24 protein-coding genes and 1 tRNA gene are annotated in these 26704 nt (G+C 66.4%); 14 read left to right on the top strand and 11 right to left on the bottom strand.

The genetic code is table 11. From position 1 onward, the window contains the following. Positions 1 to 27: 27 nt before the first annotated feature. The 3 genes from ACZBJS_RS07730 to ACZBJS_RS07720 all read right to left on the bottom strand — a co-directional run bounded on the left by ACZBJS_RS07730 (position 28) and on the right by ACZBJS_RS07720 (position 952). Positions 28 to 219: a GIY-YIG nuclease family protein gene (locus ACZBJS_RS07730; protein ID WP_076833793.1), complete on the bottom strand. Its 192-nt coding sequence runs from the start codon at positions 217 to 219 to the stop codon at positions 28 to 30. A 154-nt stretch (positions 220 to 373) separates the two neighbouring features. Continuing rightward, a tRNA-Ala gene (locus tag ACZBJS_RS07725) sits at positions 374 to 449 on the bottom strand. A 95-nt stretch (positions 450 to 544) separates the two neighbouring features. Continuing rightward, entirely contained in the window at positions 545 to 952 is a 408-nt protein-coding gene (locus ACZBJS_RS07720; RefSeq protein WP_057020408.1) for a TIGR02300 family protein, read from the bottom strand. A 145-nt stretch (positions 953 to 1097) separates the two neighbouring features. Between ACZBJS_RS07720 and aroA the strand changes: the two genes are divergently transcribed. The 12 genes from aroA to ACZBJS_RS07660 all read left to right on the top strand — a co-directional run bounded on the left by aroA (position 1098) and on the right by ACZBJS_RS07660 (position 13716). Further along, positions 1098 to 2435 carry a 3-phosphoshikimate 1-carboxyvinyltransferase gene (gene aroA, locus ACZBJS_RS07715; RefSeq protein WP_316398511.1) on the top strand — a complete coding sequence of 446 codons (1338 nt, stop codon included), beginning with the start codon at positions 1098 to 1100 and terminating at the stop codon, positions 2433 to 2435. Beyond that, the gene (gene cmk / locus ACZBJS_RS07710) at positions 2432 to 3061 is read left to right on the top strand and encodes a (d)CMP kinase (protein ID WP_057020410.1); all 630 of its coding nucleotides are present in this window, start codon (positions 2432 to 2434) and stop codon (positions 3059 to 3061) included. The genes aroA and cmk overlap by 4 nt, the downstream gene beginning before the upstream one ends. A gap of 393 nt (positions 3062 to 3454) precedes the next feature. Next, complete coding sequence (gene rpsA / locus ACZBJS_RS07705; RefSeq protein WP_028337539.1) at positions 3455 to 5164, top strand: 30S ribosomal protein S1; 1710 nt, start codon at positions 3455 to 3457, stop codon at positions 5162 to 5164. 477 nt (positions 5165 to 5641) lie between these two features. Then, complete coding sequence (sppA, locus tag ACZBJS_RS07700; protein WP_168856666.1) at positions 5642 to 6619, top strand: signal peptide peptidase SppA; 978 nt, start codon at positions 5642 to 5644, stop codon at positions 6617 to 6619. Positions 6620 to 6793: 174 nt separating this feature from the next. Next, positions 6794 to 7123: an integration host factor subunit beta gene (locus tag ACZBJS_RS07695; RefSeq protein WP_016847379.1), complete on the top strand. Its 330-nt coding sequence runs from the start codon at positions 6794 to 6796 to the stop codon at positions 7121 to 7123. A gap of 84 nt (positions 7124 to 7207) precedes the next feature. Next, complete coding sequence (locus tag ACZBJS_RS07690) at positions 7208 to 7594, top strand: LapA family protein (protein ID WP_253588354.1); 387 nt, start codon at positions 7208 to 7210, stop codon at positions 7592 to 7594. 75 nt (positions 7595 to 7669) lie between these two features. Further along, on the top strand, positions 7670 to 8371 hold the full coding sequence (locus ACZBJS_RS07685; protein WP_316398512.1) for a phosphoribosylanthranilate isomerase: 702 nt from the start codon (positions 7670 to 7672) through the stop codon (positions 8369 to 8371). Positions 8372 to 8491: 120 nt separating this feature from the next. Further along, positions 8492 to 9709, top strand: a complete 1218-nt coding sequence (gene trpB, locus ACZBJS_RS07680; protein ID WP_057020413.1) for a tryptophan synthase subunit beta — start codon at positions 8492 to 8494, stop codon at positions 9707 to 9709. Next, complete coding sequence (gene trpA / locus ACZBJS_RS07675; protein ID WP_076833796.1) at positions 9706 to 10542, top strand: tryptophan synthase subunit alpha; 837 nt, start codon at positions 9706 to 9708, stop codon at positions 10540 to 10542. The genes trpB and trpA overlap by 4 nt, the downstream gene beginning before the upstream one ends. A gap of 104 nt (positions 10543 to 10646) precedes the next feature. Next, the gene (gene accD, locus ACZBJS_RS07670; protein ID WP_316398513.1) at positions 10647 to 11588 is read left to right on the top strand and encodes an acetyl-CoA carboxylase, carboxyltransferase subunit beta; all 942 of its coding nucleotides are present in this window, start codon (positions 10647 to 10649) and stop codon (positions 11586 to 11588) included. Between the two features lie 95 nt (positions 11589 to 11683). Continuing rightward, positions 11684 to 12928: a bifunctional folylpolyglutamate synthase/dihydrofolate synthase gene (locus ACZBJS_RS07665; protein ID WP_463438635.1), complete on the top strand. Its 1245-nt coding sequence runs from the start codon at positions 11684 to 11686 to the stop codon at positions 12926 to 12928. Positions 12929 to 12975: 47 nt separating this feature from the next. After that, positions 12976 to 13716 (top strand): metallophosphoesterase family protein, encoded by a 741-nt coding sequence (locus tag ACZBJS_RS07660; RefSeq protein WP_076833802.1) that lies wholly within the window; start codon positions 12976 to 12978, stop codon positions 13714 to 13716. Positions 13717 to 13721: 5 nt separating this feature from the next. Here the strand turns inward: ACZBJS_RS07660 and ACZBJS_RS07655 are convergent, their stop codons facing one another. The 6 genes from ACZBJS_RS07655 to ACZBJS_RS07630 all read right to left on the bottom strand — a co-directional run bounded on the left by ACZBJS_RS07655 (position 13722) and on the right by ACZBJS_RS07630 (position 23476). After that, positions 13722 to 14180 (bottom strand): DUF2231 domain-containing protein, encoded by a 459-nt coding sequence (locus ACZBJS_RS07655; RefSeq protein ID WP_076833804.1) that lies wholly within the window; start codon positions 14178 to 14180, stop codon positions 13722 to 13724. An 83-nt stretch (positions 14181 to 14263) separates the two neighbouring features. Continuing rightward, positions 14264 to 15328 (bottom strand): ATP-dependent DNA ligase, encoded by a 1065-nt coding sequence (locus ACZBJS_RS07650; protein ID WP_316398514.1) that lies wholly within the window; start codon positions 15326 to 15328, stop codon positions 14264 to 14266. A 96-nt stretch (positions 15329 to 15424) separates the two neighbouring features. After that, on the bottom strand, positions 15425 to 15745 hold the full coding sequence (gene trxA / locus ACZBJS_RS07645) for a thioredoxin (RefSeq protein WP_016847387.1): 321 nt from the start codon (positions 15743 to 15745) through the stop codon (positions 15425 to 15427). A 116-nt stretch (positions 15746 to 15861) separates the two neighbouring features. Continuing rightward, positions 15862 to 19338, bottom strand: coding sequence for a double-strand break repair helicase AddA (gene addA / locus ACZBJS_RS07640; protein ID WP_316398515.1), 3477 nt, complete (start codon positions 19336 to 19338; stop codon positions 15862 to 15864). Then, positions 19332 to 22478 carry a double-strand break repair protein AddB gene (gene addB, locus ACZBJS_RS07635; protein ID WP_316398516.1) on the bottom strand — a complete coding sequence of 1049 codons (3147 nt, stop codon included), beginning with the start codon at positions 22476 to 22478 and terminating at the stop codon, positions 19332 to 19334. The genes addA and addB overlap by 7 nt, the downstream gene beginning before the upstream one ends. An 80-nt stretch (positions 22479 to 22558) precedes the next feature. Further along, positions 22559 to 23476, bottom strand: a complete 918-nt coding sequence (locus tag ACZBJS_RS07630; RefSeq protein WP_316398517.1) for a LysR family transcriptional regulator — start codon at positions 23474 to 23476, stop codon at positions 22559 to 22561. A gap of 93 nt (positions 23477 to 23569) precedes the next feature. Between ACZBJS_RS07630 and ACZBJS_RS07625 the strand changes: the two genes are divergently transcribed. Together ACZBJS_RS07625 and ACZBJS_RS07620 are read left to right on the top strand one after the other, a co-directional pair. Then, positions 23570 to 24493 carry a hypothetical protein gene (locus ACZBJS_RS07625; protein WP_316398518.1) on the top strand — a complete coding sequence of 308 codons (924 nt, stop codon included), beginning with the start codon at positions 23570 to 23572 and terminating at the stop codon, positions 24491 to 24493. Next, positions 24490 to 25503 carry a DUF2891 domain-containing protein gene (locus tag ACZBJS_RS07620; RefSeq protein WP_229192687.1) on the top strand — a complete coding sequence of 338 codons (1014 nt, stop codon included), beginning with the start codon at positions 24490 to 24492 and terminating at the stop codon, positions 25501 to 25503. The genes ACZBJS_RS07625 and ACZBJS_RS07620 overlap by 4 nt, the downstream gene beginning before the upstream one ends. 12 nt (positions 25504 to 25515) lie before the next feature. On the opposite strand, the gene ACZBJS_RS07615 is transcribed toward ACZBJS_RS07620, so the two are convergent. Together ACZBJS_RS07615 and ACZBJS_RS07610 are read right to left on the bottom strand one after the other, a co-directional pair. Beyond that, positions 25516 to 26238: a nucleotidyltransferase family protein gene (locus tag ACZBJS_RS07615; RefSeq protein WP_316398523.1), complete on the bottom strand. Its 723-nt coding sequence runs from the start codon at positions 26236 to 26238 to the stop codon at positions 25516 to 25518. 125 nt (positions 26239 to 26363) lie between these two features. Then, the gene (locus ACZBJS_RS07610; protein ID WP_028337556.1) at positions 26364 to 26684 is read right to left on the bottom strand and encodes a PilZ domain-containing protein; all 321 of its coding nucleotides are present in this window, start codon (positions 26682 to 26684) and stop codon (positions 26364 to 26366) included. Between the last annotated feature and the right edge of the window lie 20 nt (positions 26685 to 26704).

Here is a 26704-nt window from a genome sequence, read left to right as displayed (position 1 = left end):
TGGCGAAGGCGCGGCCGGATGCGGACTTCAGATATTTTCAAAAGCGACGGCCTGCTTCTCGTCGCTGAAAGCGACGTAGGTCTTGAGCCGCCACGGTCCAAATTTGGATGTATGGGGCACTTCCCCGGCATTGTGCTTAGCCAGTCTAGCCCGCAGATCGGTAATCCGGACATAGAAGTGCAGGCAATCAAGGCTCTCGAGAATGTAAACGTATTTCATCTGTTCCCCCCAACACACGGCTGATGGGGTGGATGCTAACGCATTCGGATTTCGGAGAGAGCCCGGCTCCGCCCTTTGGGCTACGCCGCGGCAGCCTTCGCTCACTTCGCTACGATGGACTATTCGGGCTTGCCGAGCCGAAGCTCGCGAAGGCTGGTGGAGCCAGGCGGGATCGAACCGCCGACCTCTTGCATGCCATGCAAGCGCTCTCCCAGCTGAGCTATGGCCCCTTATCCAGTTGGGATGATCCTGGGGGATCGATCCCGGTCCGCGCGGCCTGGACGACTCGCGCGGCAGCACCGTTGATCATAGATCGGCGCCGATCTCAAGTCTCTTCGTCGCCTCCGACGTCACCAATGATGTCGGTCACGTCCTCATCGCCCTCTTCCTCGTCGGCGATGAAGGTCGAATCGTCGTCGTCATCGTCGTCGATGGTCTCATCGACCTCGATATCGTCCTCGGATTCGGGAACCTGGGCCTTGACCTTCCCGGTGTTCTCCTCGGCATCGGCCTCCTCGAGCGAGACCATCTCCTCGGCCTCGGCGGGCTCCGGCATGTCGGCTGCGGTCGCAGGCGAACTGACGGTGGCGCCACGGCCCCGCGGCGGGGCGATCGGCGCGATCGGCACGACTTCGCCGGTATAGGGCGAGATCACCGGATTCTTGTTGAGGTCGTAGAACTTCTTGCCCGTGGTCGGGCAAATGCGCTTGGTTCCGAGCTCGGACTTGGCCACGTGGTAATCCCAGAATTTTCCTGAAAAACGGAGCTTCACTTGGCTAGTTGAGGAGCCGCTGTCAATAGCGGTCTGCGCGCATTTGACGGGCGCGTGACGCGGTGTTGCCTATGTGATACCTGCCGCGACGCGAGAGGACACAATCTTGGCCCATTCTGACACCCCGACCTCGCTGGACTCGCGCGCGTGCGGCCCCCTGGCCGGCACGGTCCGCGTTCCCGGCGACAAATCGATTTCCCACCGCGCCCTGATCCTGGGGGCGCTTTCGGTCGGCGAAACCCGCATTTCCGGCCTCCTGGAGGGCGAGGACGTCCTCAATACCGCCAAATCCATGCGCGCGCTCGGCGCCAAAGTGGAGCGGTCGGCGCCGTTTACCTGGTCGGTGTCCGGCGTCGGGGTCGGCGGCTTCGCCCAGCCTGCCGCGCCGCTCGATTTCGGCAACTCCGGCACCGGCTGCCGGCTGGTGATGGGCGCGGTGGCCGGTTGCCCGATCGCCGCCATTTTCGACGGCGACGCCTCGCTGCGCTCGCGGCCGATGCGCCGCATCCTCGACCCGCTGGAGCTGATGGGCGCCCGAACCAGCGACATAAGGGAGGGCGGCCGGCTGCCGCTCACCCTGCACGGCGCCCGCTATCCGGTGCCGATCGTCTACAAGACGCCGGTCGCCTCGGCCCAGATCAAGTCCGCGGTGTTGCTGGCGGGGCTCTCCGCGCCCGGCATCACGACGGTGATCGAGCAGGAGGCAAGCCGCGACCACACCGAGCTGATGCTGAAGCATTTCGGCGCCGAGATATCCTCCGAGCAGGAAGGCAGCCACGGCAGGCGAATCTCGCTGCACGGCGAGCCCGAGCTGCACGGCGCCAACGTCGTGGTGCCCGCCGATCCGTCCTCCGCGTCATTCCCGATCGTGGCCGCACTGATCGTCGAAGGGTCCGATGTCGTGTTCTCAGACGTGATGACCAATCCGCTGCGCACCGGCCTGTTCACCACGCTGCGCGAGATGGGCGCCTCGATCGAGGAGAGCGATGTGCGCGGCGATGCCGGCGAGCCGATGGCGCAGCTGCGTGTGCGCGCCTCGAAGCTGAAGGGTGTCGAAGTGCCGCCGGAGCGCGCGCCGTCGATGATCGACGAGTATCTGGTGCTGGCGGTCGCGGCCGCCTTCGCCGAGGGCACCACGATCATGCGCGGCCTGCAGGAGCTGCGCGTCAAGGAATCCGACCGCCTTGAAGCCACCGCCGACATGCTGCGGGTCAACGGCGTCAAGGTCGAGGTCTCCGGCGACGATCTGATCGTCGAGGGCCGCGGCCATGTTCCAGGCGGCGGCCTCGTTGCCACCCATATGGATCATCGCATCGCGATGTCGGCGCTGGTGATGGGCTGCGCCTCCGATCGGCCGGTGAAAATCGACGATACCGCCTTCATCGCCACCAGTTTTCCGGATTTCATCCCGATGATGCGCGCGCTCGGAGCTGATTTCGCATGATCATCGCCATCGACGGACCCGCCGCCTCGGGCAAGGGCACGCTTGGCAAGCGGCTCGCCCACCACTACGGCTATCGTCATCTCGACACCGGCGTGATCTACCGTGCGGTGGCCTATGCGATGATTCAAGCTGGTGCCGAGCTCAGCAACGAGGTGCTGGCCGTGGCCGCGGCGCTCGAGCTCGACCCCGAAAAGTTCGGCAATCCGATCCTGAAGACCCAGAAGGTCGGCGATGCCGCCTCCGTGGTGTCGGCGATTCCGCAGGTTCGTGAGGTGCTGGTGAACTTCCAGCGCCAGTTTGCCGCCGATCCGCCCGGTGCGGTGCTGGACGGACGCGATATCGGCACCGTGATCTGCCCGGATGCCGACGTGAAGATCTTCGTGGTCGCCGACCCCCGCGTGCGGGCACGGCGGCGCACGCTGGAGGCGCGCGCCCGCGGCGAGGACGCCGACGAAGAGGCGGTGCTCGCCGACATCCTCAAGCGCGACGAGCGAGACAAGAACCGGGCGATTGCACCCTTGCGGCCGGCTCCGGACGCCCACACGCTGGACAATTCGAACCTCGATATCGAGGCCGGCGTGCGTGCCGCCATCGCCATCGTCGAGGCCGCGCGCGCCAGGCGCTAGAATCGCGGGCCGTCGCGTCGCTCTCGGCCCGAAAACCCAGCAAAATGGGGCATTTCCTGCTTGCCGAAAGTCGCATGCAGGGCTATATCAGCGCCGTTCGGAGCAGCATCGACGATGTCGAGGCCGTGTCTGAGCGGGCCGGCGATGGGTTTGAACCAATCTCAAACGAAACCAACGCCGCATCTGGAGGAACGCCCGCTCCCAGGTCTTGCAGTCGATATTTTCGTTTCAGGCTCCGGATCAATCATACGTACCGAACGTGCAGTCTTGCTGCCGGCCCGCTGTTGCACCTCCTGCAATGAGCGGTCGTCAGGGTTTGCGGAACCCCGACACTTCACGCACGGTGCGCCCATCAACCCGAACGGCCGGCGAGATCCCGCATCTGGAGAACAAATGGTTTCGAATTCTGCGTCTTCCTATACTCCCACCCGCGATGACTTCGCGGCGATGCTTGATGAGTCCTTTGCCGGCGGCAATTTGCAGGAAAGCTCGGTCATCAAGGGCAAGGTGGTTGCAATTGAGAAGGACATGGCCGTCATCGACGTCGGCCTGAAGACCGAAGGTCGCGTTGCGCTGCGTGAGTTCGCCGGCCCCGGCCGTGAAAGCGATCTCAAGGTCGGTGACGAAGTCGAGGTGTTCCTCGACCGTATCGAGAATGCGCTGGGCGAAGCCGTGCTGTCGCGCGACAAGGCGCGCCGCGAGGAAAGCTGGGGCAAGCTCGAGAAGGCGTTCCAGAACAACGAAAAGGTCAACGGCGTCATCTTCAACCAGGTCAAGGGCGGCTTCACGGTCGACCTCGACGGTGCGGTGGCCTTCCTGCCGCGCTCGCAGGTCGACATTCGTCCGATCCGCGACGTTGCGCCGCTGATGAACAATTCGCAGCCGTTCCAGATCCTCAAGATGGACCGCCGCCGCGGCAACATCGTGGTGTCGCGCCGCACGGTTCTCGAAGAGACCCGCGCCGAGCAGCGCCAGGAGCTGGTGCAGAACCTCGAAGAGGGTCAGGTGATCGACGGCGTGGTCAAGAACATCACCGATTACGGTGCGTTCGTTGATCTCGGCGGCATCGACGGCCTGCTGCACGTGACCGATATCGCCTGGCGCCGCGTCAACCACCCGACCGAGGTGCTGACCATCGGCCAGACCGTCAAGGTCAAGATCATCAAGATCAACCACGAGACGCACCGCATCTCGCTCGGCATGAAGCAGCTCTTGGATGATCCGTGGCAGGGCATCGAAGGCAAGTACCCGCTGGGTGCCCGCTTCACCGGCCGCGTCACCAACATCACCGACTACGGCGCGTTCGTCGAGCTCGAGCCGGGCATCGAAGGCCTGATCCACGTCTCCGAGATGTCGTGGACCAAGAAGAACATGCACCCCGGCAAGATCGTTTCGACCTCGCAGGAAGTCGAAGTGCAGGTGCTGGAAGTGGATTCGGTCAAGCGCCGCATCTCGCTCGGTCTCAAGCAGACCATGCGCAATCCCTGGGAAGTCTTCGTCGAGAAGTTCCCGGTCGGTTCGGTGGTCGAGGGTGAGGTCAAGAACAAGACCGAGTTCGGTCTGTTCCTCGGTCTCGAGGGCGATGTCGACGGCATGGTCCACCTCTCCGACCTCGACTGGAAGCTTCCGGGCGAGCAGGTCATCGACAACTTCAAGAAGGGCGACATGGTCAAGGCCGTGGTGCTCGATGTCGATGTCGAGAAGGAGCGCATCTCGCTCGGCGTCAAGCAGCTCGAAGGCGACCCCTTCGCCGAGCCGGGCGACGTCAAGAAGGGCGCGGTCGTGACCTGCGAAGTGCTCGAAGTGAAGGAGAGCGGCATCGAGGTCCGGATTTCGGGCACCGAGTTCACCACCTTCATCAAGCGGTCCGAGCTGGCCCGCGACCGCAACGACCAGCGCGCCGAGCGCTTCGCCGTCGGCGAGAAGGTCGATGCCCGCGTCATCCAGTTCGACAAGAAGGCCCGCAAGGTGCAGGTCTCGATCAAGGCGCTGGAAGTCGCCGAAGAGAAGGAAGCCATCGCGCAGTACGGCTCCTCCGATTCGGGTGCGACGCTTGGCGATATCCTCGGCACCGCGCTGAAGAACCGCGGCACCGACAAGTAAGCGTTCGCGCGATTTGAGGCGAACAATCGGGGCCCCGGCGCAAGCCGGGGCCCTTTGCTTTGGGGCATCCGTAGCCCGGATGAAGCGAAGCGAAATCCGGGACTTTCTATCCGTGCTGCTGAAGCCTCCCGGATTACGCTTCGCTTCATCCGGGCTACGGATTTGTCTTCCCCTTCCCCCTGAAAGGACCTGAAAGGTGGAAGGACGGGATGGGGGTCAGCCACAGGCGATGCTGCTCATGGAGAGAGCTGATCCCCACCCGCTTTGCTCTGGCGAGCAAAGCGACCTCCCCTTTTCAAGGGGAGGTTAGGGCGCGGCTGGGATGAAGCGCACGTGCACCCGGGCTACGAGTGCCTCCGAATACCGGGCCTTGTTTTCTTCATATTGCGTCGCAATTGATGTATTTGGCTAAGCTGATAGTGACGCTGCGACTGCAAAACGCGCGGATTGCGCGCTGACCATTTCTGGAGAGATCGGATGTCGCTGGATTCGGACGTGATCGTCGATCGTCGCCGCATCAGGCGCAAACTGACGTTTTGGCGCGTCGCCGCCGCGGTCATTGCGATCGCGGCCATCGTCGGCGTGGGCGTGATCGCCGCCGGCGGGCGCGGCACCTTTTCGACGTCGAACACGATCGCGCGGGTCAATATCGACGGACTGATCCGCAGCGACCAGGATCGCGTCGAGGCGCTGGAGCGGCTCGGAAAGTCGAGCTATGCGGCTGTTGTCGTGCACATCAATTCGCCCGGCGGTACGACCGCGGGCTCCGAGCAGCTTTACGACTCGCTGATGCAGCTGAAGGCGAAGAAGCCGCTTGTCGTCGTGGTCGAGGGATTGGCCGCCTCGGGCGGCTACATCACGGCGATCGCCTCCGATCATATCGTCGCCCAGCAGACCTCGCTGGTCGGCTCGATCGGCGTTCTGTTCCAATATCCGAACGTTTCGGAATTGCTCAAGACTGTCGGCGTGAAGATGGAGGAGATCAAATCTTCCCCGCTGAAGGCCGCGCCGAACGGCTTCGAGCCGACCAGCCCGGAGGCCCGTGCCGCGATCGACGGTCTCGTCAAGGACTCCTATGCATGGTTCCGTGGATTGGTGAAGCAACGGCGCGGCATGGACGATGACCTGCTGGAGAAGGTCGCGGACGGTCGCGTCTTCACCGGCCGGCAGGCGGTCGATCTCAAGCTGGTCGATCAGCTGGGGGACGAGAAGACCGCGATCGCCTGGCTGGTTGCCGAGAAGAAGGTCAAAAGCGACCTGCCGGTGCGCAATTACAAGCTTAATCCGCGGTTCGGCGATCTGACCTTCCTGCGCACGGCGGCGTCCGTGACGCTCGATGCGTTCGGTCTTGGTGCGATCGCGCGGCGGATCGAGCAGGGCGGCGTGGCCGAGGCGGTCGACCGGTTCGGGCTTGACGGCATGCTGGCGCTGTGGAGCCCGGCTGGAACCAACTGATCGGCTGCCAAAGGCGTGCTCGTCAGGCTATTCCCGCTTTGCGGGAATCGCCGCATGCCCCAATTGGGCTATTTGTCACGTGATTTCACGACGCCCTAAATCGATTTAGCGTCTTGACAGTGCACGGCATTTTCACGGAAATGGGTTTCCGCAAGAGCCCGGATCCCACTTTCGATGATCAAATCCGAACTTGTTCAGCGTATCGCCGAGCACAACCCGCACCTCTATCAGCGGGATGTCGAGAACATTGTGAATGCGATTCTCGATGAAATCGTCGCAGCGCTGGCACGTGGCGACCGTGTCGAGTTGCGCGGTTTTGGCGCATTCTCGGTGAAGCACCGCCCGGCGCGCGCCGGCCGCAATCCACGCACCGGCGAGCATGTGCCGGTCGACCAGAAGAGCGTGCCGTTCTTCAAGACCGGCAAGGAAATGCGCGAGCGCCTCAACCGCGACGTGACCGAGGCGGGCGCCGCCAAGGTCGATGCGCCCAAGGCTGATGCTTAAGGCCGACGCCTAAGGCGCGACGTCAGGCGTTGCCGTGTTGCGGGCGATATGCCCGCATTTGCTCCATCGCTGCGAGAGATGGTCATGCGAAAGTTCTTCACGGCAGTGGTCGTCGTTCCGCTCGGTCTGATCTTCATCATTTTTGCAGTCGCTAACCGTCACTGGGTGACGGTGTCGTTTGATCCCTTCAATTCGGTGACCCCGACGGTTGCGGTCACGCTGCCGTTGTTCGTCGTCATCATCGCCTCCGCGATCCTGGGCGTGATCGCGGGCGGCATCGGAACCTGGTTCAAGCAAGGGCGCTGGCGCCGCGCGGCCCGGCAGCACGAGGCTGACGCCCGCCATGTCCGCGCCGAGCTCGCCGACCTCAAGGCCGCCGCCTCCCGGGACGACGCGCAGCGCCGTCCGGCCCCGGCGCAACTCGGCTTTTACGGGGCCGCCGGGCGAGACAAGCAGGGCGCGACGTTGTAGAACCCGCCCCACCGGACCAGGGTTCACCCCGGTTCCGGTCGCCCGACAACCCGTTTTGAGACCCGTTTCGAGACCATGCCCCTGCTCGTCAAAATCTGCGGCCTGTCCACGCGCGAGACGCTCGACGTCGCGCTTGAAGGCGGTGCCGATATGGTGGGGTTCGTATTCTTTCCGCCGTCGCCGCGTCACATCAGCCTCGAGACCGCGCGCGAGCTTGGCAGCCGCGCCAAGGGCCGCGCCGTCAAGGTCGCCCTCACCGTCGATGCCGACGATGCGATCCTGGAAAACATCGTCGAGACGCTGCGGCCGGATATCCTGCAATTGCATGGCAAGGAGACCACGGCGCGGCTGCGCGACATCAAGGCGAAGTTCGGCCTGCCGCTGATGAAGGCGCTGCCGGTCGAGACGTCGGCCGACCTTGCGCCGCTGCCGGGTTATGCCGGTGTCGCCGATCGCATCCTGTTCGATGCCCGCGCGCCGAAGGATGCCACGCGGCCGGGTGGCCTCGGCGCGCCCTTCGATTGGCACGTGCTGGAAAATCTCGATCTTGCGCTGCCCTACATGGTCTCCGGCGGGCTCAACGCCGACAACGTCACTGAAGCCGTCCGCGTCACGCGCGCCGGCGGCGTCGATGTCTCGTCGGGCGTCGAGCGCACGCCCGGTGTCAAGGATCCCGAATTGATCCGCGCCTTCATCCGCGCCGCGCGCGCAATCCAGCATTCTTCACCTCTCCCCGTTCACGGGGAGAGGTCGACCGCGCAACGCGCGGGCGGGTGAGGGGCGCTGCAACGATGATCGAGCAATTGGAGAAACCCCTCACCCCAGCCCTCTCCCCGCAAGAGCGGGGCGAGGGAACGGAAACAGCGCCGCAAGCCGGCAAGAAGAACTGATGGTTCGATGAATCCAAACCTGCCCAATTCCTTCCGCAGCGGTCCCGACGAGCGCGGGCATTTCGGCATTTTCGGCGGACGCTTCGTTGCGGAAACGCTGATGCCGCTGATCCTCGATCTCGAAAAAGCCTATGCCGACGCCAAGGCCGATCCGGCGTTCCAGGCCGAGATGAATGTCTATCTGAAGGATTATGTCGGCCGGCCCTCGCCGCTCTATTTCGCCGAGCGGCTCACCGAGCATCTCGGCGGCGCCAAGATCTATCTGAAGCGCGAGGAGCTCAACCACACCGGTTCGCACAAGGTCAACAATGTGCTCGGCCAGATCATGGTCGCGCGCCGCATGGGCAAGAAGCGCATCATCGCCGAGACCGGCGCCGGCCAGCATGGCGTGGCGACGGCGACGCTGTGCGCGCGGTTCGGGCTCGAATGCGTGGTCTATATGGGCGCGGTCGACGTCGAGCGGCAGCAGCCGAACGTGATCCGCATGGAGATGCTGGGCGCCAAGGTCGTCCCGGTGCAGTCGGGCGCGCGCACGCTGAAGGACGCGATGAACGACGCGCTGCGCGATTGGGTCACCAACGTGCACAACACCTTCTATTGCATCGGCACGGTGGCGGGTCCGCACCCCTATCCGATGATGGTGCGCGACTTCCAGTCGATCATCGGCCACGAGACACGCAAGCAGATGCAGGAGGCCGAGGGCCGCCTGCCGGATTCGCTGATCGCCTGCATCGGCGGCGGCTCCAATGCGATGGGCCTGTTCCATCCGTTCCTCGACGATCCCTTGATCGAGATTTTCGGCGTCGAGGCTGCCGGTCACGGACTGACGCAGCTGCATGCCGCTTCGCTGGCCGGCGGCCGTCCCGGCGTGCTGCATGGCAACCGCACCTATCTCTTGATGGACGCCGACGGCCAGATCGAGGAAGCGCATTCGATCTCGGCCGGCCTCGATTATCCCGGCATCGGCCCGGAGCACGCCTGGCTGCACGAGACCGGCCGCGTGAAATATCTCTCGGCGACCGACGAGGAGGCGCTGGCCGCATTCCAGCTGCTGTCGCGGCTCGAGGGCATCATCCCCGCGCTGGAATCGGCGCACGCCATCGCGAAACTGTCCGAGCTCGCACCGCAGCGACCGAAGGATCACCTGATGGTGGTCAACCTCTCGGGCCGCGGCGACAAGGACGTGCCGCAGGTCGGCGACATCTTGAAGGCGAGGAAGAAGTGACCACCCGTATCGACGCACGTTTCTCCGAGCTGAAGCAGCAGGGCCGCTCCGCTTTCGTCACCTTCGTGATGGCCGGCGATCCCGACGCCAAGACCTCGCTCGACATCCTCAAGGCGCTGCCGAAGGCCGGCGCCGATGTCATCGAGATCGGCATGCCCTTCACCGACCCGATGGCCGATGGCCCGTCGATCCAGGCCGCCGGTCTGCGCGCGCTCAAGGGCGGCATGACGCTGCGCAAGACGCTGGCGATGGTCCGCGACTTCCGCAAGGAGGACAACGCCACGCCGATCGTGCTGATGGGCTACTATAATCCGATCTACATCTACGGCGTCGACCGCTTCCTGGCCGACGCCAAGACCGCCGGCGTCGACGGCCTGATCATCGTCGACCTGCCGCCGGAGGAAGATACCGAGCTCTGCATCCCCGCGATGAAGGCCGGGCTGAACTTCATCCGGCTGGCGACGCCGACCACCGACGACAAGCGGCTGCCGGCGGTGCTCGCCAACACCTCGGGCTTTGTCTATTACGTCTCGATCACCGGCATCACCGGCGCCGCGACGGCCGATTCGAAGGTGGTCGCGGAAGCCGTGGCCCGCATCAAGCGGCACACCAAGCTGCCGGTCTGCGTCGGCTTCGGCATCCGCACCCCGGAGACGGCGCGCGCGATCGCCGAGAACGCCAACGGCGCGGTGGTCGGCACCGCAATCGTCGATGTGGTGCGCGCCAACCTCGATGCCGAGGGCCGTGCGACGCCGAAGACCGTGAGCGCGGTGGCGGACCTGGTGTCGGCGCTGGCGCAGGGGGTCCGGGGCGCCAAGCAGGCCGCTGAATAAGCCACATTTTGCGGCAACAAGGCCGCCGATGGCGGCTTGCCGGGCTCGCCCGGCCCGCCATATATCCAGCTGGTGCGGAACCGATCCGCATTTCGGAGCGAACCATGAATTGGCTCACCAACGTCGTCCGGCCGAAGATCCGCAACATCCTGCGGCGCGAGACGCCGGAAAACCTCTGGATCAAGTGCCCGGATTCCGGGCAGCTCGTGTTCTACAAGGACGTCGAGGCCAACCAGTTCGTGATCCCCGGCTCGAACTACCACATGCGCATGGGCGCGGTGGCGCGCCTGAAGTCGATCTTCGACAACGAGACCTGGTTCGACGTCGCGCTGCCCGAGGTGACGGCGGATCCGCTGAAATTCCGCGACGAGCGCAAATATGTCGACCGCATCAAGGACGCCCGCACCAAGACCGGGCTGAACGACGCGATCAAGGTCGGCTACGGCAAGTTAGAAGGTGCCGGCGTCGTGGTCGCCGTGCAGGATTTCGATTTCATGGGCGGCTCGCTCGGCATGGCCGCCGGTGAAGCCATGGTGCGCGGGCTCGAACTCGCGGTCGAGAAGAAGTCGCCCTTCATCGTGTTCGCCGCATCCGGCGGCGCGCGGATGCAGGAAGGCATCTTGTCGCTGATGCAGATGCCGCGCACCACCGTCGGCGTGCAGATGCTGCGCGAGGCGCGCCAGCCCTACATCGTGGTGCTGACCAATCCGACCACCGGCGGTGTCACCGCGTCCTATGCGATGCTCGGCGACATCCAGATCGCCGAGCCCGGTGCGCTGATCGGCTTTGCCGGCGCGCGCGTGATCGAGCAGACCATCCGCGAAAAGCTGCCGGACGGCTTTCAGCGCGCCGAATATCTGCGCGAGCATGGCATGGTCGACATGGTGGTGCACCGCCACGAGATGAAGGCCACGCTGGCGCGGCTGTGCCGCCTGCTGACCAAGGCGCCGGCGCTCGAATCCGCATCGAAGCCCACGGCCGCGGTCATCGAGCCGGCCCAGATCGTCACGGCGCCGGAGACGGTGCCGGCCGCGCCGCACGCGTGACCGCGAGCGCCGTCCCATCGCAAGCCTCGTTTGAGGCGTTGATCGCGCGGATATCGGCGCTGCATCCCAAGCGCATCGATCTCAGCCTCGATCGCATGCGCGGCCTGATGGAGCGGCTCGATCATCCCGAGCGCAAGCTGCCGCCGGTGATCCATGTCGCCGGCACCAACGGCAAGGGCTCGACCATCGCCTATCTGCGCGCGATTCTCGAAGCCGCCGGCCTGCGCGTGCACGTCTTCACCTCGCCCTATCTGGTGCGGATCAACGAATGCTACCGGCTGGGCGCCGTCGGCGGCGGCAAGCTGGTCGGCGACGAAGAGCTGCGCGAGACGTTCGAGCACTGCGAGCGCATCAACGCCGATAGTCCCATCACCATCTTCGAGATGGAAACGGCGGTGGCGTTCTGCCTGTTCGCCAAGCATCCGGCCGACGTCGCATTGCTCGAAGTCGGGCTCGGCGGCCGGCTCGATTCGACCAATGTGGTCGAGGCGCCGCTCGCCTCGGTGATCGCACCGGTGAGCATGGACCACATGGAATTCCTCGGCGACAATCTGATGGCGATCGCCGGCGAGAAGGCCGCGATCATCAATCGCAAGGTGCCGGTGGTGTGTGCCGAGCAGGCGCCGGATGCGATGGCCGTGATCGAGGCGCAGGCGAACCGCATGCGCGCGCCGCTGCATGCGGCCGGCCAGCAATGGCATGTCGGCGTCGAGCGCGGCCGGCTGGTCTATCAGGACGAGCGCGGCCTGCTGGATCTCGCCGCGCCGAAACTGTTCGGCCGGCACCAGTTCGACAATGCGGGCCTTGCGATCGCGACCCTGCGCGCGATCGACGCATTCAAGCTCAACATCGCGGCCTTTGAAGCCGGCATCGTCAATGCGGAATGGCCGGCGCGAATGCAGCGACTGGTTTCCGGCACTCTCGTCGGACAGGGGCCGCAGGGCTCCGAGGTCTGGCTCGACGGCGGACACAATGCCGAGGGCGGCCGCGTCGCGGCGGCTGCGCTCGGCGATCTGGAGGAGCGCGTGTCGCGGCCGCTGGTGGTGATCGTCGGGATGATGGCCAACAAGGATGCCGACGCATTCCTCGCCAATTTCGCCGGACTGACCCGCCACATCATCGCGGTCCCGGTGCCCGGCCGCGACAACGGCATGGCGCCGGACAGACTGGCGGACGCCGCGCGAGCTCTCGGCATGCGGGTCGAGATCGCTGATGGCGTCGCCGCCGCCTTGCGGCGGCTTGCTGCGCTGGCCTATGAGGTGCCGCCGCGGATCCTGATCACGGGCTCGCTGTATCTGGCCGGTCCCGTGCTTGCGGCCAACGGCACGCCTCCTGCATGACAGGTGACGCGTCCCGGATGCGGTGCGCATGAGGGAGGACGAGCATCATGCGTTTTGCTGCGATCGCCGACATCCACGGCAACCATCTCGCGCTCGAAGCCGTACTGTCGGACATCCGCGCGCAGGGCATTTCCGACATCGTCGACCTCGGCGACATGGTGAGCGGGCCGCTCGACGCCCGGCCCACCATCGATACGCTGATGGCGCTCGATGCGGTCCATCTGCTCGGCAATCACGACCGCTACCTGATCGACCGCCCGCATGAGAAAATGGGCTCCTGGGAGCGGCTGACCTATACCCAGCTCGAGCCGCGGCATCTCGACTGGCTGCGCACGCTGCCGGCGAATTCGATCTATCGCGACGAAGTTTTCCTCTGTCATGCAACGCCCCAGAATGACGAGACCTACTGGCTCGAGACGGTGCTGCCGGGCGGCGAAGTCTGCATGTCCCCGCTGGAAGCGATCGAGGCGAGAGCGGCCGGCGTGCCGCAATCGCTGATCCTCTGCGCACACACGCATACCGCGCGCGCCATGCGACTTCGCGACGGCCGGCTGATCGTCAATCCCGGCAGCGTCGGCTCGCCCGGCTATCGCGCCGGCAAGCCGCATCCGCATGTCGTCGAGGCCGGTTCGCCCGATGCGCGCTATGCGATCCTCGAACAGGTCGATGGTGGCTGGGATGTCACCTTCCGCCACATCCCCTACGACCACGCAGCAATGGCGGCGCTGGCGCGGCAGCACGGCCAGGCCGAACTCGCCTCGGCGCTGGCGACGGGATGGATTCGCTGACTTGCCTAATGGATATGCGCCTCATCCGAGACGCCGACATGCTCGCGATAGACCATCTCCCAGCCCTTCCAGCCGGTGAACAGCAGGATCAGGACCACGATGAACGATAGCGCGAGACCGGTCGGCACGATGGCGGATGCGCCGTGCTCGAAGCGCAAATACCAGTTGTAGAGCGCGATCAGCACCGCGATGACATTGCCGCCGGCGTGCTGCCATGCATCGGAAAGATTGCGGACCTGATCGTCTCCGAGGAGATCGATCACGCCGGCGATGGCGGCGAGCGCGGCCATGATCAAGCCGATGCCAAGCAGCCAGAGCGAGGCGCTGGCCCAGAAGTCAGTGCCCGTCTTCCAGAAAGCGAGATCGGCAACGAAGGTCAAAACAAAGCATACGACTGGAAATGGAATAAGCATCGGATGGATAGGATGTCCCGCGACCTGCGCGGTTGATCTGGGGTTCGACATGGGTCCCTCCTGAGGGCCATTTGATCCCTCAACATCGACTGCCTGTCCGGGTTCCTATTCGCTGCACCGCAACGGCAGTGCCGTTATCCCCTCAACAGCTTCATCGGGTCGGCCGCCTTCTGCTTCAGTTGCTCGAACGAGCATTGCTTCGGCGCCTTGTCCGGACGCCAGCGCAGGATCGAGGTGCCGTGGCGGAAACGATCGCCACTGAAATGGTCGTAGCAGACCTCGATCACGAGCTTCGGCTTCAGCGGACACCATTGCGCCGAGCGCTCGGTCGACCACCGGCTCGGGCCGCCCGGCGCATTCCCGGTAAAGCCGGGCTTTGCAATCAACGGCTCGAGACGGTCGGTGAGCGCCGCCTTGTCCTGTTGCCTGATTGCGGAGGTGAAGCCGACATGATGCAACAAGCCATCGTCGTCATAGAGGCCGAGCAGCAGCGAGCCGACCACTTGGCGGTCGCCGATCCTGTTGGTGGCGTAGCGAAAGCCGCCGACCACACAGTCGGCGCTCCTGAACCTTTTGATCTTCTGCATGCCGTCGCGATTGCCGGCCTGATAGGGCAGGTCCAGGCGCTTGGCGATCACGCCGTCGAAGCCGCCGCCGGATCGCGCCAGCCATTTCCCGGCAAGCGCGTAGCTTGTCGTCGCGGGAGACAGCCGAAAGCTGGAATTGGATTTCAATTGCGACCTGGCGAACGCCTCGAGCTGCGGTCGTCGTTTGCTCAAAGGCTGGCCGGAAAGCTTCTTCATGGTTGGCGCGGCCAAGAGATCGAACGTCAGAAACAAGGCGGGCGTTTCCTGTGCCAGCCGCGTCACCCGGCTGGCGGCAGGGTGGATGCGCTGCAGGAGATCGTCAAAGGAGAACGTTCGGCCGTGCGGCACCACGATCTCGCCGTCGAGCACGAATGACGTTGCCTTCACGCTCAGCGCCGCGGCGACCAGCTCCGGGAAATAGCGGCCGAGATCTTCGCCGGATTTCGAGCGCAGGTCGACTTTGCGGCCTTCGCGTTTCAGCAGGCAGCGGAAGCCGTCCCACTTGGGTTCGTACTGCCACTCCTTCCCGCGCGGGATGGCATCGACCGAGCGCGCCTCCATCGCAACGAGCGGCGTGGACCTGGAAGCGGGCTTTTGACGCGGGGAGGGCAAGTGCCGGGACCTTCAAACGCAACACACACGGTCCCAACGCAAACGGCCGGCGAATCCGCCGGCCGTGCACGAATTTATTAATCAGAAGAAGCGGGATCAGACCGCAGCGGTGATCCACTGCTGCAGCTTGGCCTTCGGCGCGGCGCCGACCTGACGGGACGCCATCTCGCCGCCCTTGAAGATCATCAGGGTCGGGATCGACATCACGCCATACTTCGACGCCGTCTTCGGGCTCTCGTCGACGTTGAGCTTCACGATCTTGACCTTGTCGCCCATCGCGCCGGAAATCTCATCGAGAGCGGGCGCGATCATGCGGCAGGGGCCGCACCACTCGGCCCAGAAGTCGACGACCACCGGCCCGGTCGCCTTGAGCACTTCGGCTTCGAAATCGGCGTCAGAAACCTTGCCAACGGCCATGTGAGTACCTCGTTCGGTTGAGACAAAAGGGCGCGGTTGGGAATCGCGCCCGGGAGCATGGGTCAAACCTATGAACGCCCCCTTGCCGGGTCAAGCTTGCTCACGCCGACATGAACTTATGCCAGGGCGGCGTCCAGCGCGGGGGCGGAAATCTCCATGATTTCAGTCGTTTCGGTCCAGAGCAGGGCGGCCCGCACCGGCAGCTGGGGATAAAGCCTGGCGAGCACCGCGCGGTACAGCGCGAGCTGCCGGACGTAGCCCCTGGGCGCCTCGGCTGCCGTCCTGGGCGGAGCGTGGTTGGTCTTGAAATCGACGATCAGGACGTCGGTCGGCGTCACCACCAGGCGGTCGATCTGGCCCGACACCAGCGCCTTCGGCTGGCCCGGCCGCTCCAGCCGCCCGACGATCGAGACCTCGGCGCGGCTGCCGGGCGCGAACACGGCGGCAAAGCGCGGATCGGCGATCAGGCCGAGCACCTGATCGGCGAGCGCGACCTGCTCCTGTTCGTTCCAGCCGTCGGCATTGCGCGCGAGGTAGCCGAGCGCGGCGGCGCGCCGCCGCTCGAGGGCGACGTCGGGCAGCGACTGCAGCAGCCGGTGCACCAGCGTGCCGCGTTGCAGGGCGCGGGCGCGCAGCTGCACCGATTCGCCGGTTCGGATCGGATGGCTGTCGTCATCAGCCGGATCGGACGGACGCAGCATGCTCGCCGCCGATGCTTCCGGTACGGCCGGAGCCCGCAGCCAGGACGGCAATGCGATCGGCACCGCGGCCGCCGACGCAGTCGCACCGGTGAGATCGGCGACGTCATCCGGCCGCGAATAGCGCATCACCTTGCCGCCTGGCGTCTCCAGCTCCTCGAGCTTGAGCCCGGAATTGGCGAGCCCCTTGGTGATCAGATCGTACCAGGACGATTTCCGCACCGTGTTCATGTTGCCGGGCATGCAGCCGCCGACGATCAGCCGGTCGGCGGCGCGGGTCATCGCGACATAGAGCAGGCGGCGATACTCGTCCTCGGTGTCGCCGAGCATCGCCTTGCGCGCCTCGGCGACGCCGGGCGGATCCTCGGCCTTCTTGCCGGCCCACACCACGACGCCGGGCGCGTTCGGCGCGGCGTTGCCCTGCGGCAGATGGATCAGCCGCAGCCGCTGCGTGTCCGACGGCGAGGTCGTGGTGTCGACCAGGAACACCACCGACGCTTCGAGGCCCTTGGCGCCGTGCACGGTCATGACGCGGACCTCGTCGCGCGAAATCTCCATGTCGCGCTTCACTTCGGTGTCGGCGGCGCGCAGCCAGGCGACAAAGCCCTGCAGCGAGGCCGGCGCCTTGCGCTCGTAGCTCAGCGCAAGCTCGAGGAACTCGTCGAGCGCGTCGTTCGCCTCATGGCCGAGCCGGCGCAGGATGCGCGCCCGCCCGCCATCGCCGCCGAGCAGCCAGGCGTAGAACGCGAACGGCGTCTCCTGGGTGAAGCGGCGCTCGCATTGTTCGAGACGGCGCAGCGCGGCCGAAAATTGCTCATCGGTGGGTGCCTGCGCGGCCAGTGCCTCGCGCAGCGAGCCGCGACGCTGGTACGCCAGCTTGAATAGATCGTCGTCGTCTAGGCCGAACAGCGGGCTCTTCAACGCCACCGCCAGCGCGAGATCGTCCTGCGGCAGCAACAGCGCATCGGCGAGGTTCATCAGGTCGATGATCGCGATGTGCTCGGTCAGCTTCAGCCGGTCGGCGCCGGCGACCGGGATGCCCGCGTGCTTCAGCGCCTGGATCACCGCGTCGAAGGCGTTGCCGCGCCGCCGCACCAGGATCAGCATGTCGCCGTAGCTGAGCGGCCGCCGTCCGCCGGTGCTGCCGGTCATGGTGCCGCTGGCAACGAGGCCCTTGATCTCGGCCTGGATGCGACGCGCCAGTTTCACCTCGGGGCTGGTCACCGACACGCCGTCGAACGGCGCGCGCCAGCCCTCGATATCCTGGCGATCGTCGGCCACGGCGAGATCCCAGAGCTCGATCTGGCTGGGGCCGGCATCGGCCATCGCGTTGTGGATCGGGTAGCCGTTCTCGATCGCATGAATGCTGCGGAAGATCTCCTGCTCGCGGAACACATGGTCGACCGAATGCAGGATCACCGGCCCCGAGCGGAACGAATAGGTGAATGACACCGGGTCGAATTTCAGCCCGGCTTCCTCGAACCGCCGCTTCAGCTCGCGCCGGCGCAGGTCGAATTCGCGCGGCGCCGCGCCCTGGAACGAGAAGATCGACTGCTTCTCGTCGCCGACCGCGAACACGGTGCGCACCAGGCCGTCGCGCGCGCCGGCGCCGGAGGTGAATTCCGAGATGATGTGCGCGACGATGTCCCATTGCCGCGGGCTCGTATCCTGCGCCTCGTCGATCAGCACGTGATCGACGCCGCGGTCGAGCTTGTAATGCACCCAGCCCGACGAGACGCGGTCGAGCATCGCCAGCGTCTTGTCGATCAGATCGTCATAGTCGAGCAGGCCGCGTTCCACCTTCTCGCGCCGGTAGTGCGCGGCGGCCGCGGTCGCGATGTGGATCAGCGCCTCGGTGCGGTCGCGCGCGACCACGGCGCGGCGGCGCTCGATCAACGGACCGAGACGGTCGATCTCCGCCTCGAACCGACGGCCCGCGACCGCATTCTTCTTGATGAAACTGTTGGTGACGACAGACGCGCGCGGGGCGCGTTCATCGGTCAGGAAGACGCCGAGATATTCGTCGACCTGCGCTGCACCGGTGAAGGTCAGCGCGCTCCGCAGCCGTTCGGCCTGCTTCTGATCCGCCTTGCTGCTGGTATCGAGCAGCGTCGCCATCTCCTTCCAGCTCGCGCGCGGCAGGTTCGGCCCGTCGACGATCTCGCGCTCGACCTCCTCGATGCGATCATCGGCGGAGACGCCGAGCGCGGCCGACATCTGCGCTGCGGCGGCCGCGGCGTTGCCGGCGGCATCGGTCCAGGCCATGAAATGGTCGCGGCTGAGGCAGGCCTCGCGGACCACCTCCTTGAAAGTGACGTCGGCGGCATTTGCCATCGCCGTCCGCAGCGCGCGGCCGATCGGACTGTCGGGAATCCGCGAGGCTTCGAGGAACACCGCGAGATTGGCGCGCTCCATCATCTCGTTCTGGTCGCGGTCGTCGAGCACGGCAAAGCGCGCCGGCACGTTGGCCTCGAACGGAAACTGCTGCAGCAGGCGGGTGCACAGCGCGTGGATGGTCTGCACCTTCAAGCCGCCGGGGGTCTCCAGCGCGCAGGCAAACAGTTTGCGCGCCTCGCGCCGCAACGTGGCGGAAGGATGGGCAATGCCGGCCTCGCGGATCGCGGCGTCGAGCCCGGCGTCGTCGAGCGTCACCCAATGGCCGAGCGTCGTGAACACGCGCTCGGCCATGTTCGCGGCAGCCGCCTTGGTGAAGGTGATGCAGAGGATCTTTTCCGGCGGCACTCCCGACAGCAGCAGGCGGATGACGCGCTGCACCAGCACATGGGTCTTGCCCGAGCCGGCGTTGGCCGACACGAAGGTCGACGCTTTCGGATCGGACGCGCGCGCCTGCGCGTCGCGCACGGCGGGCGGAATCGGACGGGGCGCCTTCACCATTCCTCGATCCCCAGGCCGCCGGCGGCGGACCATTCCTTGATGCGTGCGAGGTCGTCATAGGCGCCGTAGCGGTTCGCCCACATCGAGAGGTTCAGCGAGGTGTAGGCCTGCTGCTCGTCGTCGAAGGCGCGGATCAGGGCCTCGAGCTTGCGCCGCGCGCTGTCGGCGGCCTCATCGGGCGGCTGCGGCGTGTCGTTGGTCTTGATCTTCAGCTCCAGCGAACGCTGCTCTCCCGGCGGATTGTTGCCGCTCAGCCTGACATAGACGAGGTCGCCGACCGAGGAGTCGGCCGGGATGTCGACAAAGCCGCCCTCGCGCAGGATCGCGGCTTCCAGGGTGAGCTGCGGCGACAGGCCCATGCGCACCTGCTTGCCGGTCGGCGGCTGGCCGGTCTTGTAGTCGAGGATCGCAAAGCTGCCGTCATCGCGCCGCTCGATGCGGTCGGCGCGCGCCGAGAGCGTGAAGGTCCTGGCATCGTCGAGCGGGATGCCGATCTCGCCGCGGATCTCGGCCTTGATGGCCTCGATCTGGCCGCGCCGGGCCTGCTCCCATTCGGCAAACCATGTTGCGATGCGCTGGAAGCGCGGCCACCACAGCGCTCGCGCCTCGGGCCGCTCCATCAGCGGCGCAAAATATTTGGCCCCGATCTCGCGCAACGTGAGCAGGGTGTTGGCAGGCAGCGCGTCGGCATAGACCTGCGTGAACTCGCCGAGCGCCTCGTGGATCGCCGAGCCGCGATCGGCCGCCGACAACGGCATGTCGACGGGGTCGAGCGGATCGAGCCGCAGGATGTAGCGCGCATAGATCGTGTAGGGATCGCGCAGCCAGTCCTCGATCGCGGTGACAGACATCTTCAGCGGACGTGCCTCGCGCGGCGGCCGCGGCTCCGGCTGCGGGATCGGCTCGACCTTGTCGGGCCGGTCGAGCTCGGCGGCATATTTCACGTAAGTTTTGCCGGCCGATGTCGCGGCCTTCCAGCGCGCCTCGCCCGCGACCGCTTCGAGCCGGTGCAGGAAGCGCGAGGCGACCGCCGGCGCGCCGCCGACCTTTGCGGCGTGGGTGAGGATCACCTCGTGATGGCCGAGCAGCTGCGCAAAGTCGTGCGCGGAAAGCCCGATGCGGCGCTCGGGAAGATCGAGCCCGAGCTCATGCCGCATCGGCCGGCTCAGCCACGGATCGATCCGCGGCGCCGGCGGCCAGACGCCCTCGACCAGGCCGCCGAGGATGACGCGATCGGATTCGGTGAGACGTGCTTCGAGCTGGCCGAAGATGTTGAGCTGCGCGCGCGCCGATTCCGGCCGCCGCACCATGCGGTCGGCGAACGCGGTCTGGAACACCTCGGGATAATCGGCGAGCGGCGTCATCAGCCCGCTCGGCTGCTGCTTGGCGAGCAGCTCGTCGAACGCAGACGCCAGCGACGCACCGGCGCGCTCCTCGAACACGACGGCAACGCCGTTCTGGTCGCCGGACAGCGCGATCAGGGCCTCGCGGTGGCGCGCGGCCAGCTCCGCGAAATCATGGGGTTTTGACGACGCCATGCCTTCGAGCGGCGCCAGCGCCGCCTGCAATCTGGCGATCAGGTCCTGCGCCCGGTTGAGCTCGTTGTCACGCAGCCGGGCGCGCGGCTCCATGGCGTGCAGCGACGAGGTCTCGCCGCCGTGCAGTTTGACCAGCTCGGCGCGGAAGCGCGCGAAGTCGCGGGCGAGGCCGCCGGTCCCGGCTTGCGGCCGCGTGCCGCGGAGCAGCGCGATCTCCAGTACCTCGATCGCGCGCCGCAGCGCGCCGCGCGAACCGCCGAGCCGGAACAGCGGATGCTTGAGCAGCGCGAGCAGCGTCGGCGGCTCCAGCCCCTTGGCCGCCGCCTCCGCGGTCAGGCGGGCGAACACGCCGGCCGGCGTCTCGATCAGCGCATCGCCGCCGGAATCGTCGAACTCGAGCTTCCAGCGCGTCAGCGACGCCATCACGCGGCGCGCCAGCGCGCGATCCGGCGTCACCAGCGCGGCCGATTTGCCGAGATGCCGCGCCTCGCGCATCGCAACCGCGATCGCCAGCGCCTCCATTTCCGGATTGGGCGCCTCGACCACGGTGAGGTTGGTCATCCCGGCGGAAATCCGCGCCACGATCTCCGGCCGTTCCAGCCGGTCGTGCCACTGCGCGGTCGCGGTCGAGGGACGCATCGTCTCCGACACCAGCACCTCGCGGCCGAGCGGCGCCGGCTCGGCAAGGCTCTCGACGTCGCGGCGCTTGATGCCGAAGCGGTCGAGCAAGGCGTGCATCGCGAATTGCGGATGGTTCGACGAGGGCGGCGTTACGAACCTGCCGTCGTCGCCGCGGTCGCCGCCGATCGTGTCCCAGGAGTCCTCGTCGAGATCGGTGTCGAGCCCGGGCAGCACCACGGCACCGTTCGGCAGCTTCGCCACCGCGTGCAGGAATTTCGCCGTCGCCGGCATCGAGCCGGTCGAACCGGCCGCGATCACCGGGCCCGCGTGGTGCGCGGTCAGCCGCGCCGCCTCCGCCTCGATCAGCAGATCGCGGCGCGCGGCGGGTTCGATCCGGCCGATCTCCTTGAGGTAGCTGGGCCAGGCGTCGCGCGCGATGCGCAGGAAGTCGAGCGAGTGCTGCCAGTATTTGTCGAGCTGGTCCGGCACCAGGCGGTCGAGCGCGCGCCAGTCGACGCGGCGCGTCACCATGTCGTCCATCAGCCGCGCCAGATCGCCGGCGAGTTGCAGCGTCGAGGCCGGCCCGCCGACCACCAGCGGCGCCGATACCGGCGTCTTCGCCCAGGCGGCGACCAGATGCGCCAGCGTCAGCCGGCGCTCGAGCTCGCCCAGCCTTGGCGGAATCTCCAGCGGCGCGGCGCCGCCGACGTCCTCGCTTTGGTCGGCGAAGGCGAGTTCGTCCTCATCGATGTCGCCAAGCGCGACGATGCGCGGCAGCACGGCGGCGTCCGACTCGAGCACATCGAGGAAGATTTCCCGCGCCAGCCGCCCGGCACGGCGGGTCGGCAGATACAGCGTGGCGTTGGCGAGCCTTGCCGGATCGCTCTGCGCCTCGAATCCCGCGACCAGCCGGCCATCGACCAGCGCCGAGATGACGGCGCGCAGGAACGGCGCAGAAACGGGAACACTGAAGACGCGCATGGGCTGCCTGATTCGAATCCGGCGCCAATATAGGGAGCGGCGGCCGTCGTTAGCCACCCCTGACGGAGAACCGTCACCGCTCAATATCGCAATCGGCCGGCGCAGCGATCGGCGGCATCCAGGAACCAGCGCAGCGCCGGATCCCGGGCAGCGCGGCTCGTATGGATCAGGTCGATCGCGAAGGCGGGGATGTCGATCGGCGGTGCGACGACGGCAATGTCGGCCAGATGCGTGAAGCGCCGGGCGACGCGCTCGGCCATCGTGGCGATGAGATCGGTGCCGGCCACGGCGAACGGAACGGCCACCACATGCGCAAGCGTCACCGCCACCCGTCGCTTCAGTCCATGGCGCACCAGCAGCGCGTCGATCACGCTCGGCAGGCCGTCGCCGCCGGCCGCCGAGAACAGCGCGTGCGGCAGGGTCGCGTAATCTTTCAGATCCAGGCGCTCCGATCGGTTCGCGCGTGCATCGCGGACGCAGACGAAGCGTTCCTCGAACAGCCGGTGCCGGACACAGCGCGGCGAGTCCGGCAGGTGCCCGCCGATCAGGGCATCGAGCTCGCCGCGCTCCAGCTTCGCCAGCGCCACCGTCGCATCGGTGAGCGGGCGCACCGCAAGGTCAATGCCGGGCGCTTCGATGCGCAGCAGCCGGGTCAATTCCGGCACCACGACGAGATCGCCGTAGTCGGTCGCGGCGATGGTGATGCGCCGTCGCGCGATCGCCGGATCGAAGCCCTGATCGGGCACCAGCGCGCTCCGGATTTGCCGCAGCGCGTCGCCGATCGGCCCGGCCAGCGCCAGCGCCTTTTCGGTCGGCTGCATGCCCGCGCCGGCACGCAGGAACAGTTCGTCCGCAAACAGCGCACGCAGCCTTCGCAACGCGCTGCTCATGGACGGCTGGGCGAGCCCGATGCGCTCGGCCGCCCGGGTGACGTGGCGCTCCTCCATCAGCGCTTCGAAGGCGACCAGCAGGTTGAGATCGACGGCGGATAAATTCATCGTAGCAATAATGCTTATAAGAATAATCGATTTCAACAATGATTTGCCCCGGCTTATGCTCGTTGGTCGGACATGACGACGGGACCCAGGAATTTGGCGAGATTTGCGAGGCTGGTGCCAAGCGGGCCGACACTGCTGATCATCGGCGTGCTGGCAGGATTGGCTTTCCCCGCCTTGGCGGACGGCGCCCGCCCGCTGATGGCGGCGGCGATCTTCGTTCTGGTGCTAGGCACCTTCCTCCAGGTCGACGGCACGGCGTTCCGGCGCGCGTTGCGGCGGCCGCTGGTCTGGCTGCTGTTGCCGGCGCTGGCCATGCTGGCGAGCCCGCTTGCAGTCGGCCTTGCCGCGCGCGGCGCCGGCTTTCGACCCGAGCTGATCGTCGCATTGGTGCTGTCGGTGTGTGCGCCACCGTCGAGCGGCACGGCGGCCGTCGCGCGCATGCTCGGCTTCGATGCGACCATTCCGCTTGCCGTGACGCTGCTGTCGATGGCGCTGGCGCCGGTTACCGTGCCGCTGATCGCCGCGGGATTTGCCGGTCTCGCGCTCGATCCGCTGGCGCTTGCGACGCGGCTGGCCCTCCTGGTTGGCGGCGCCGGCGCGTTGGCGTTGCTGTTGCGCCGTCAGGCCGCTGCACGATTGGTGCAGCATGCGCGCATCATCGACGCGCTCGTGCTGGCCTCGCTGCTGCTGTTCGCGATCGCCACCATGGCCGGGGTGCGTGCTCAGATCGAAGCGCAACCGGCCGCCGCGTTCACCTGCGTCGGCCTTGCCTTCGCCTGCAATCTTGCCCTGCAATTGTGTGGCGCGCTGCTCACGCCGGGCAATCTGGCTGCACGGCTGACCAGCGGCCTCGTTCTCGGCAACCGCAATGTCGGACTGGTCTGGTCGGCGATGGGCGCTGCGGTGTCGCCGATGACGGCGTTGTTCTTCGCCGCCACGCAGTTTCCGATCTATATGACGCCGCGGCTGATCGAGATGCTTGTTCGCCGCGAGCGCAAGGAGAATGCCTCACCATGAGCGCGACGATCCTGACCGAAGACCTCGCCGTCCGTTTCGCGCGCATCGCGCTCGGCCATGTCACGCGCGAATATCCGAACAAGCCCGATCACGTGCTGGCGGGGCCGCAGGATGCGCGCACGCCGCGCGAGCTGCATCCGGTGTTCTTCGGCAGCTACGACTGGCATTCCTGCGTCCACAGCTACTGGATGCTTGCCCGGTTGCTGCGCCGCTATCCCTCATCCGAGGCGGCGGACGATATCCGCGCGCTGTTCGACGCGCAGTTCGTTGCGGAGAAGATCGCGGCCGAATGCAGCTATCTCGCCGCCCCGACCGCGCGCGGCTTCAAGCGGCCTTACGGCTGGGGCTGGCTGTTGAAGCTCGCCGCAGAGCTCTCGCTCGTCGAGAACACCAACTGGCGCGATCGGATCGCTCCGCTCGCCGAGATCTTCGCGCAGCGCTACCGCGATTTCCTGCCGCTCGCCACCTATCCGGTGCGGGTCGGCACCCATTTCAACACCGCGTTCGGACTGCGCATGGCAGCCGACTACGCCGCGGTGACACAGGACGATGCGCTCAGTGCGCTGTTGCGCGACACAGCGCTGCGCTGGTACGGCGCCGATCAGGACTGCCCCGCCTGGGGTGAGCCGAGCGGTGATGACTTCCAGTCGTCCGCGCTGATCGAAGCGGAGTGCATGCGCCGGCTGCTGGCACCGGGTGACTTCCTGCCCTGGTTCGACCGCTTCCTGCCGCGGCTCGAGCTGCGCGAACCCGCAACCCTGTTCCGGCCCGCCACGGTCACCGATCGCTCGGATGGCAAGCTGGCACATCTCGACGGGCTCAATCTCAGCCGCGCATGGTGCTGGCGGGCGCTGGCCGGTGCGTTGCCGGCGGCCGATGCGCGCCGTCCGATCCTGCAGGATGCCGCGCGCCGGCATCTCGACGCCGGCCTGCCGCATATCGCCAGCGACTATATGGGTGAACACTGGCTTGCGAGCTTCGCGGTGCTCGCGATCGACGCCGATGGCTGACGAAGGCGCCGCCTACGCGACGCTTTCCAGGTAAGCTTCTTCCGCAGCCTGGATCGCGTCCGGAGTGCCGACATGCATCCAGACGCCGTCGAGGCGCAGGCCGAACAGCCGCTCCTGCTCGTTGGCGCGGTCGAACATCTTGGTCAGCGAGAACTCGCCGGCCGGCGCGTCGGCGAACAGCGCAGGCGACATGATCGCGGCGCCGGCATAGACGAACGGCACCACCTGGTGCTCGCGCCGCTTGCGCAACGCGCCATCCGGCAACATCGAATAGTCGCCGCGCCCGCCATAGCCGATGCTCGTAGCGGTCGGCGCCATCAGCAGCAGGATATCCATCCGCGCGGGATCGAAGGTTTCCGCGAGCCGCGCCAGATTGGAGCGCACGCCGTCGATCCACATCGTGTCCGCGTTCAGATGATAGAACGGCGCATCGCCGAGCAGCGGCAGCGCCTTCACCACCGCGCCGCCGGTGCCGAGCACCTGGTCGCGCTCGTCGGAGATGATCACGCGCGGACGGCTGCGGGGCTTGACGTGCTCGATGATCTGGTCGGGCAAATAGTGCACGTTCACGACCGCTTCGCTGACGCCGGCGCCGGAGAGCTTGTCGAGCACATGGTCGAGCAGCGGCTGGCCGGCGACGCTGACCAGCGGCTTCGGCATCGTGTTGGTCAGGGGGCGCATGCGCACGCCGAGGCCCGCAGCGAGCACCATGGCTTTATGGGGAGTGACGGGCATCTTGCGGATATTCTCGGTCATCATCTCTCATGCGCCGATCATATCACGGCGATTCGGCAAGCACATCAATCAGACGCCATAGTCACGAGACATGACGGCCGTAAGACGGCAATGACGACCCTGGCCTAGACGTCGGCAGCTTGCGTGCCGCGTCTGGCGGTTTTCTTCTTCTTGTCGCCTTGTTTGAGAAAGTTGACGCCGATCTGGTCGCCATTGACCCATGCCAGCTCGCAGCGGCGATAGGCCAATCCTGTGGACGACAGCAGCAGAAAGAACTCCTTCAGGTTCAGGCCCTCGACCGAGCCGTCGACGGAGAGCTTGGCGCCCGTCTCCGACACGTCTTCCATGGTGCAGTCGCGCCGCCAGGTGCCGTCGATGCCCATCATGTGCGCTGCTATGCCGCGCTCAAACGTGACACGATCGCCCTTGCGTCGTTCCGTCCCCATCGTGTGGTCCCGCTCCAGAT

This window comes from Bradyrhizobium sp. KZN70725 (assembly GCF_055264925.1).
Note: the sequence above shows the minus strand (reverse complement) of the source record. Positions and strands in the feature narration are given on the sequence as shown.

What these genes read in the sequence shown, in the direction of transcription:
- ACZBJS_RS07695 (WP_016847379.1), top strand. Translation starts at nt 6,794, where the DNA reads ATGATCAAATCCGAACTTGTTCAGCGTATCGCCGAGCACAACCCGCAC.
- ACZBJS_RS07630 (WP_316398517.1), bottom strand. Translation starts at nt 23,476, where the DNA reads ATGAATTTATCCGCCGTCGATCTCAACCTGCTGGTCGCCTTCGAAGCG.
- trpB (WP_057020413.1), top strand. Translation starts at nt 8,492, where the DNA reads ATGAATCCAAACCTGCCCAATTCCTTCCGCAGCGGTCCCGACGAGCGC.
- ACZBJS_RS07655 (WP_076833804.1), bottom strand. Translation starts at nt 14,180, where the DNA reads ATGTCGAACCCCAGATCAACCGCGCAGGTCGCGGGACATCCTATCCAT.
- accD (WP_316398513.1), top strand. Translation starts at nt 10,647, where the DNA reads ATGAATTGGCTCACCAACGTCGTCCGGCCGAAGATCCGCAACATCCTG.
- ACZBJS_RS07690 (WP_253588354.1), top strand. Translation starts at nt 7,208, where the DNA reads ATGCGAAAGTTCTTCACGGCAGTGGTCGTCGTTCCGCTCGGTCTGATC.
- sppA (WP_168856666.1), top strand. Translation starts at nt 5,642, where the DNA reads ATGTCGCTGGATTCGGACGTGATCGTCGATCGTCGCCGCATCAGGCGC.
- ACZBJS_RS07620 (WP_229192687.1), top strand. Translation starts at nt 24,490, where the DNA reads ATGAGCGCGACGATCCTGACCGAAGACCTCGCCGTCCGTTTCGCGCGC.
- addA (WP_316398515.1), bottom strand. Translation starts at nt 19,338, where the DNA reads ATGGTGAAGGCGCCCCGTCCGATTCCGCCCGCCGTGCGCGACGCGCAG.
- trxA (WP_016847387.1), bottom strand. Translation starts at nt 15,745, where the DNA reads ATGGCCGTTGGCAAGGTTTCTGACGCCGATTTCGAAGCCGAAGTGCTC.
- ACZBJS_RS07615 (WP_316398523.1), bottom strand. Translation starts at nt 26,238, where the DNA reads ATGCCCGTCACTCCCCATAAAGCCATGGTGCTCGCTGCGGGCCTCGGC.
- ACZBJS_RS07660 (WP_076833802.1), top strand. Translation starts at nt 12,976, where the DNA reads ATGCGTTTTGCTGCGATCGCCGACATCCACGGCAACCATCTCGCGCTC.
- rpsA (WP_028337539.1), top strand. Translation starts at nt 3,455, where the DNA reads ATGGTTTCGAATTCTGCGTCTTCCTATACTCCCACCCGCGATGACTTC.
- addB (WP_316398516.1), bottom strand. Translation starts at nt 22,478, where the DNA reads ATGCGCGTCTTCAGTGTTCCCGTTTCTGCGCCGTTCCTGCGCGCCGTC.
- cmk (WP_057020410.1), top strand. Translation starts at nt 2,432, where the DNA reads ATGATCATCGCCATCGACGGACCCGCCGCCTCGGGCAAGGGCACGCTT.
- ACZBJS_RS07610 (WP_028337556.1), bottom strand. Translation starts at nt 26,684, where the DNA reads ATGGGGACGGAACGACGCAAGGGCGATCGTGTCACGTTTGAGCGCGGC.
- ACZBJS_RS07685 (WP_316398512.1), top strand. Translation starts at nt 7,670, where the DNA reads ATGCCCCTGCTCGTCAAAATCTGCGGCCTGTCCACGCGCGAGACGCTC.
- ACZBJS_RS07730 (WP_076833793.1), bottom strand. Translation starts at nt 219, where the DNA reads ATGAAATACGTTTACATTCTCGAGAGCCTTGATTGCCTGCACTTCTAT.
- ACZBJS_RS07665 (WP_463438635.1), top strand. Translation starts at nt 11,684, where the DNA reads ATGCGCGGCCTGATGGAGCGGCTCGATCATCCCGAGCGCAAGCTGCCG.